General features: G+C 67.3%; 6 protein-coding genes, 1 tRNA gene and 1 pseudogene. 2 read left to right on the top strand and 6 right to left on the bottom strand.

Going from position 1 to position 6,785, the window contains the following annotated elements; all coding sequences use genetic code 11:
* The 6 genes and pseudogenes from ACREE8_RS21705 to ACREE8_RS21680 form a co-directional block, all read right to left on the bottom strand.
* Positions 1 to 573, bottom strand: a 573-nt coding sequence (locus tag ACREE8_RS21705) for an aldehyde dehydrogenase family protein (protein WP_431575101.1), incomplete at its 3' end; no start/stop codon positions are given.
* Positions 570 to 1,706: a glutamate 5-kinase gene (gene proB, locus ACREE8_RS21700; RefSeq protein WP_431575100.1), complete on the bottom strand. Its 1,137-nt coding sequence runs from the start codon at positions 1,704 to 1,706 to the stop codon at positions 570 to 572. The genes ACREE8_RS21705 and proB, both read right to left, overlap by 4 nt.
* Positions 1,703 to 2,782, bottom strand: coding sequence for a GTPase ObgE (gene obgE, locus ACREE8_RS21695; RefSeq protein ID WP_431575099.1), 1,080 nt, complete (start codon positions 2,780 to 2,782; stop codon positions 1,703 to 1,705). Before obgE ends, proB begins: the two co-directional genes overlap by 4 nt.
* A 97-nt stretch (positions 2,783 to 2,879) precedes the next feature.
* Entirely contained in the window at positions 2,880 to 3,137 is a 258-nt protein-coding gene (gene rpmA / locus ACREE8_RS21690) for a 50S ribosomal protein L27 (protein ID WP_431575098.1), read from the bottom strand.
* Positions 3,138 to 3,383: 246 nt separating this feature from the next.
* Positions 3,384 to 3,686: pseudogene (gene rplU / locus ACREE8_RS21685) on the bottom strand (50S ribosomal protein L21); the annotation flags it as partial.
* A 191-nt stretch (positions 3,687 to 3,877) separates the two neighbouring features.
* Entirely contained in the window at positions 3,878 to 4,888 is a 1,011-nt protein-coding gene (locus ACREE8_RS21680; RefSeq protein WP_431575097.1) for a hypothetical protein, read from the bottom strand.
* 172 nt (positions 4,889 to 5,060) lie between these two features.
* On the opposite strand from ACREE8_RS21680, the gene ACREE8_RS21675 reads away from it, so the two are divergent.
* Complete coding sequence (locus ACREE8_RS21675) at positions 5,061 to 6,503, top strand: amidase (RefSeq protein WP_431575096.1); 1,443 nt, start codon at positions 5,061 to 5,063, stop codon at positions 6,501 to 6,503.
* A gap of 190 nt (positions 6,504 to 6,693) precedes the next feature.
* A tRNA-Ser gene (locus tag ACREE8_RS21670) sits at positions 6,694 to 6,783 on the top strand.
* The last annotated feature ends 2 nt before the right edge of the window (positions 6,784 to 6,785 follow it).

The raw sequence follows: 6,785 nt of genomic DNA, 5'->3' as shown, positions 1-6,785 counted from the left end.
GCGCATGATTGCGGCCTCGGGCAGGCCGGCGCTCTTCAAGCCGCGCTTGAGGCTCGCGAGGATGGTGCCCGAGGAATTCACGCTCTCCGAGCCGCCGCGCAGGATCGCGGCATTGCCGGAACGCAGGCACAGCACGGCGGCGTCGGCCGTCACGTTGGGCCGGGATTCATAGATGATGGCGATCACGCCGAGCGGCACCCGCACCCGCGCGATGTGGAGCCCGTTGGGCCGGTCCCATTCCGCCAGCACCTGGCCCAGCGGATCGGGCAGGGCGGCCACCTCGTCGATGCCCTGGGCCATCGCCTCGACGCGCTTGGCATCGAGCTTGAGACGATCTTTCAGGGCCGGTGTCAAGCCGCTGGCGGCTGCCATGTCCTTGTCGTTGGCGGCGAGGATCAGAGGGGCGTCCTCGCGGATCGCGGCTGCCATCGCCTTGAGCGCGGCCGTGCGCTGCCCGGCGGTCGCGAGCGAGAGTTTCGCCGCGGCATCCTTCGCGGCGCGCGCCACGGCGCGGACCTCCGCAGCCAAGGCGGCATTCTCGGGCTTGTTCTGGGGCTGGGCGGCGGCGCTCATGACCGGCTCAACACGAGGTCGTCGCGATGGATCATCTCGTCGCGACCACGATAACCCAACAGGGTTTCGATTTCACGGCTCTTATGGCCCTTGATCCGGCGCGCATCCTCGGCCGAATAGGCCGAGAGTCCGCGTGCGATCTCGCGGCCCTGGGCATCGGCCACCACGACCGCGTCGCCGCGCTCGAAGCGGCCCTCGACCGTGACGACGCCGGCCGGCAGCAGGCTCTTGCCCGAGCTCAGCGCCTTGAGCGCACCGTCATCCACCACCAGCTTGCCGACCGGCTTCAGCGCGCCCTGGATCCAGGTCTTGCGTGCGGTCAGGGGCGTGGCCGCCGGCAGGAACCAGGTGCAGGTCCCTCCCTCGCGGATGGCGCGCAGGGGATTCATCATGCGGCCGTTGGCGATCGCCATGCGGCAGCCGGCGCCCAGCGCCACGCGCGCGGCGGTGAGCTTGGTCACCATGCCGCCCGAGCTGTAACCGGGGAGGGCCTCGCCCGCCATCGCCTCGATCTCGGGCGTGATCTCGGTCACTTCGGGAATGAAGCTCGCCCCGGGATTGCGGCGCGGATCGGCGGTGTAGAGCCCGTCGATATCGGAGAGCAGCACCAGCGCGTCGGCGCTGACCATCGCGGCGACGCGCGCGGCCAAGCGGTCATTATCGCCGAAGCGGATCTCGGCGGTCGCGACCGTATCGTTCTCGTTGATCACCGGCACGCAGCCGAATTTGAGCAGGGTCGAGAGCGTCGAGCGCGCATTCAAATGGCGCCGGCGCTCCTCGGTGTCGCCCAGGGTCAGCAGCACCTGCGCCACAGTGATGTCGTGGCGCGCGAGCGTCTCCTGATAGGCATGGGCGAGACGGATCTGGCCGGTCGCGGCCGCGGCCTGTTTCTCTTCGAGCTTGAGGCCGCCATCGAGCAGTCCCAGATGACGCCGCCCGACCGCGATGGCGCCCGATGAGACCAGCAGCACCTCGGTGCCGCTCTTGCGGATCTCGGCCACGTCATCGGCCATCGCGTCGAGCCATTGCCGGTGAATGGCGCCGGTCTTCTCATCGACCAGCAGCGCCGAGCCGATCTTCACGACGAGCCGCTTCGCGTGAGCCAACCCGGCTTTCGCGCGCGCGCCGCTCATTCCTCGACATCCTCGGCTTCGGACCCGACGATCTCCACGCTCTCCATATCGGCGTTCTTCGCGGCCTTGGCTTCGGCTTCGGCCGCGCGGCGGGCCTTCACCTCGGCGAAGGCGGCGCGCATCAGCTCCTTCACGCCCTTGCCGGCGGCACCCGAGACGCGGAACACCTTGCCGCCCGAGGCGCGCGCGAGCTTGCGCGCCTTGGACTGGATCTCGGCTTCGTCGAGCGCATCGATCTTGTTGAGCGCGACCAGCTCCTTCTTCTCGGCCAAACCGCCGCCATAGACCGCGAGCTCTTCGCGCACGGTGCGATAATCGCGCGCGACATCCTCCGAGGTGCCGTCCACCAGATGGATCAGCACGCCGCAGCGCTCGACATGGCCGAGGAAGCGCGTGCCGAGGCCGGCCCCTTCCGAGGCGCCCTCGATCAAGCCGGGGATGTCCGCCAGCACGAACTCCGAGCCGTCGGTCGCCACCACGCCCAGCTGCGGATGCAGGGTGGTGAAGGGATAGTCGGCGATCTTGGGCTTGGCCCGGCTCGTGGCCGCGAGCATGGTCGACTTGCCGGCATTGGGCAGACCCACCAGCCCGGCGTCGGCGATCAGCTTGAGGCGCAGCCAGACCCAGCGTTCCTCGCCGGGCCAGCCGGGATCGCCGCGGCGCGGCGCCTGGTTGGTCGAGGTCTTGTAGTGCTGGTTGCCGAAGCCGCCATCGCCGCCCTTGCAGAGCATGGCGCGTTGGCCGGGCTCGGTCAGGTCGACCAGCACCGTCTCCTTGTCCTCGTCGAGCACCTCGGTGCCGACCGGCATCTTGATGATGAGATCGGGCGCACCGGCACCGGTGCGGTTCTTGCCCATGCCGTGGCCGCCCTTGGGCGCCTTGAAATGCTGCGTGTAGCGGAAATCGATCAGCGTGTTGAGATTGGGGACGGCCTCGACGATGACATGGCCGCCGCGGCCGCCATCGCCGCCGTCGGGTCCGCCGAACTCGATGAATTTCTCGCGATGGAAGCTGACGGCGCCGGCACCGCCGTCACCGCTTCGCAGATAGATTTTGCACTGGTCGAGAAATTTCATGGCTCGGACTTACGGACAAAGGAAAAGGGGGAACGGCGACGCCGTTCCCCCTTCCTATTCCGTTGCTTGGGCCTGGGGCCGGCGTCTTGTTATGACGTCAGCTCTGCGGGTCCACCGAGACGAAGGTCCGGCCGCCGGTCGCGCGCTTGAAGCGCACCCGGCCGCGGCTGGTCGCGAAGATCGTGTGATCGCGCCCCATGCCGACATTGTCGCCGGGATGATAGGTGGTGCCACGCTGGCGCACGATGATGTTGCCCGAGAGCACCATCTCGTCGCCATACTTCTTCACGCCGAGGCGCTTGCCGGCCGAATCGCGGCCGTTACGGGAGCTGCCGCCTGCTTTTTTGTGAGCCATGGGTGGTTACTCCTCGCTCTTCTTCGAGGCGGCCTTCTTCTTGGCCGCCGGCTTCTTGCCCGCCGACTTTTTCGCGGCAGCCTCGGGCGCTGCCTTCACCACCGGCTTCTTGACAGCGGCCTTGCGCTTGGCGCCGGTCGTCGCGGTCAGGGCGGTGTGCGAGGCCTTGCTCTTCTCGGAGGTCGCCTGGGCCGCCGACTTGGCGGCGTCCTTCGCGGCGGCATCGAGCGTCTTGCCGTCGGTCAGGATGTCGACCACGCGCAACAGCGACAGCGGCTGACGATGGCCGCGCTTGCGCCGGTAGTTATGGCGGCGCTTCTTCTTGAAGATGATGACCTTGTCGGCCAGGATCTGGTCGACCAGGGTGGCGGCGACGCTGGCGCCCGCAACCAGGGGCTTGCCCACGGTCGTCTGGCTGCCGTCACCGATCATCAGCACTTCGTTGAATTCGACGAAATCCCCGCTGGAGCCCGGAACGGTCTCGACGCGGATGATATCGTTCTTGGCGACCTTGTACTGCTTGCCGCCGGTCCTGAACACTGCGAACATGGCTTAAACGCTTGATTTTGTTATGGAAGCGCAGTCGACCGAGAAGCCGCCTGAACGCGAGGGCGGGACTATAGCCGTAACCGTTTTGCTGTCAACTTGATTCAACCCCGTGGCCTCCCGGGAAACCCTGTCCGGCAAGGCGCTTAGCCCCTTTTCAGGGCCCCCGAGGCGATTGGTCGCCGGGTCCGGCGCTAGGCGGCAAGCCGTAATTGTCGGGTAGCGGGCCCCCCCGGTTCGAAGCCCCAGACCAGCAGTTCGCCGGTGGCGGCATTGGCCTCGACCGCCAGCCGGGTCTCGCTGTTGAGGATGGGCGGCTGCAGCCAGTCGAAGTCGCGGGCACCCCGGGCCAACGCCTCCAGCATCATGCGCCGCCGGGGGCCGGTCTCGCTGCCGCGCGGCATGCCCTTGATGCGGGGCCCCAGGAAATGGTTGGAAACGGCGGCCGGCGCCTCATGGATGAAGGCCCGGTTCTCGAGCCGCTCGATCACGGCCGATTCATGCGGCTTGGTGCCGGAGAGCACGAAGAAGGCCGGCAGGCAGAGCGGCGTTTCGGCGATCATCTTCTTGGCGGACGCGAAATCGGGCGCCTGCTCGAACACCTGGCGCAGGAGATGGGACGGCGGCAGCGAACGGCTGCGACCGACATTGATTCGGTCGACCAGCCAGTCGGCCAGCATCAGCCCGGTGCGGCGGCGCAAGGGCGGCTGGTTGAAGGCCGCGGCAAAACGCCCCGGCGCCAGGGCCGTCAAAGTGCCGACGAAACCGGGCCAGGTCACATTGAGCCAAGGGCCGGCGGCACTTTGCTGGCGCGCCACCACGACATGGCGACCCAGGCCCGGCAACGGCCAATCGAGCACGCGAAGCAATCGGGACCCGTCGCGGAGATGGTCGCGATCGGCGCCCGTCGTGCAGGCCCACTCATAGCTGATGTTGAGAAGATGCGTGCCCGAGGCCCCCAGCTCCGCCGCGATCTCGTCGATCTCGCGCAAATAGGGATTGGCCTGTTTTTCGAGCCAGCGCCGCGAGCGCTTGTCGCCATAGGTGAGCGCCCAGCCCGGATAGCTGGCATGGCCGACGCCGAGGAGGGCAGCGGCACGCTGGCGTTCGCAGCGCGCGAGATCAGCCAGATCGCCTTGCCCCAGATCGATGATCGGAATCTCGGGCAAGGACTGGAGGCCGGGCGGCGTGGTGGAGAGGTTCATGGCGGGAGAGATACTGCGCCGGCCCTGGTGAAACAACCAATAAGGCTTTCAGCGGGTCGAAGGCATCGCCAGGCTCTCCCGGCCATGCTCTCCCTATGCTAGGCAGGGCTCTCGAATTTCGCCGCAGGGCAAACCGCTGGCCTGCGCTTCGACGAAGGGAAGAGGGGACGAATTGACCGATCTGGACCTTTGCTATCTTCCGGCACTGGCTGCTCTCGATGCCTTTCGCAGCCGGCGTCTGTCTCCGGTCGAGCTTCTGAAAGCGCAGATCGCGCGCGCCGAGCAGGTCGAAGGCGAGATCAATGCCTTCACCGATCGCTATTTCGACGAGGCGCTGGCCGCGGCAAAGCTGGCCGAGGCGCGCTACATGCGGGAAGACGGCTGCTTGCGCCAGCTCGAGGGGCTGACCGTTGCCGTCAAGGATGAGGTGAACATCGCCGGCAAGCGCACGACCAACGGCTCTCTCACCCTCAAAGACAATATCGCGCGCGAGACCCACCCGATCGTCGAGCGGCTGATGAAGGCCGGGGCCATCATCCATGCGCGCACCGCGACGCCCGAATTCTCCAGCGCCTATCTCACCTATTCGCGCCTGCATGGCGTGACGCGCAATCCCTGGAATCGCGCCATCACCCCGAGCGGCTCTTCGGGTGGCACCGCGGCGAGCCTTGCCGCCGGCACGGCGACGCTGGCCACCGGCTCGGATATCGGCGGCTCGATCCGGGCGCCGGCGGCGATGTGCGGTGTCGTCGGGTTCAAGCCGCCTTATGGACGCAATCCCGAGATGGCGCCCTGGAATCTCGACATGTTCAGCCATCAAGGACCGCTGGCGCGCCATGTCGGCGATTGCGCGCTGCTGCAGAATGTCATGTCGGGACATCATCCGCGCGACATCGCCACGCTGCGGCAGAAGGTGACGCTGCCGACCGCCTTCCCGCCGGGCAAGACGGGCTCGGGCGTCAAAGGCTGGCGGATCGCCTATGCGACGCATCTCGGCGACGGGGTGGTCGCGCCCGACATGAAGGCCAATCTGCTGGCGATCGTCGCGCTGCTGCGCGAGCTGGGCGCCACGGTCGAGGAGATCGATCTCGGCTGGGGGCGGGAGATCTCGCTCGCCGCGCAGAACTATCTCGATCATCTGTTCGGTCATTGGCTGGTCGAGATCGCCGACCAGCAGGGCGATCAGCTCTGCGACTACACGCTTTACTATGCCGACCGCGCGCGGCGGGCCGGGATCGAGAAATTCACTGACGCGTTGCGCGTCATGGGCAAGGCCTATGACAGTTTCGGCCCGATGATCGAGCGCCACCACGCCTTCCTCTGTCCGACCCTGGCGACGAATGCGGTGCGGGCCGACCAGAAACCCTGGGAGAAGATGACGGTCGATGGCCATGAGATCGACACCGACTATGACTGGGCCATGACCCATCCCTTCAACATGCTGGGCCGGTTGCCGGTGCTGGCGGTGCCGTCGGGGATCGGCGCCAATGGCGTGCCGACCGGGATACAGATCGTGGCGCGCAGCTATGACGACCGCCGGGTCTTCCAACTGGCGGCGGCCCTCGAAGCCGCGCGACCCTGGATGGACAGCCCGGCGCGGCGACCGGGACTCTGACGGTGGGGCTCGTCTTAAGAGCCCCGAAACCTCGCGGCCTTAAAAGAGCGGCGGCGGGAGATCGCGAGGGGCCGGGCCAAAGGTCCAGCGCCCTTGCCCTGGGCTATCGGCTTGGTCTAGGTTCCGCGCCGTTCCGAAGACCGCCGGCATCAGCCCGGCTCGCGGCGGAACCGCCCCGACCGGGCGCCACGGACGGGTGGCAGAGTGGTTGAATGCACCGCACTCGAAATGCGGCATACTCGCAAGGGTATCGGGAGTTCGAATCTCCCCCCGTCCGCCACA

It is taken from the genome of Hypericibacter sp. (assembly GCF_050729195.1).
GTDB lineage: Bacteria > Pseudomonadota > Alphaproteobacteria > Dongiales > Dongiaceae > Hypericibacter.
The sequence above is the reverse complement of the archived record's forward strand: the minus strand, read 5'-3'. Positions and strand labels throughout refer to the sequence as shown.

Bases quoted from the DNA above. Each gene is read 5' to 3' on its own strand.
- rpmA (WP_431575098.1), bottom strand. From the start codon at position 3,137: ATGGCTCACAAAAAAGCAGGCGGCAGCTCCCGTAACGGCCGCGATTCG.
- ACREE8_RS21680 (WP_431575097.1), bottom strand. From the start codon at position 4,888: ATGAACCTCTCCACCACGCCGCCCGGCCTCCAGTCCTTGCCCGAGATT.
- proB (WP_431575100.1), bottom strand. From the start codon at position 1,706: ATGAGCGGCGCGCGCGCGAAAGCCGGGTTGGCTCACGCGAAGCGGCTC.
- obgE (WP_431575099.1), bottom strand. From the start codon at position 2,782: ATGAAATTTCTCGACCAGTGCAAAATCTATCTGCGAAGCGGTGACGGC.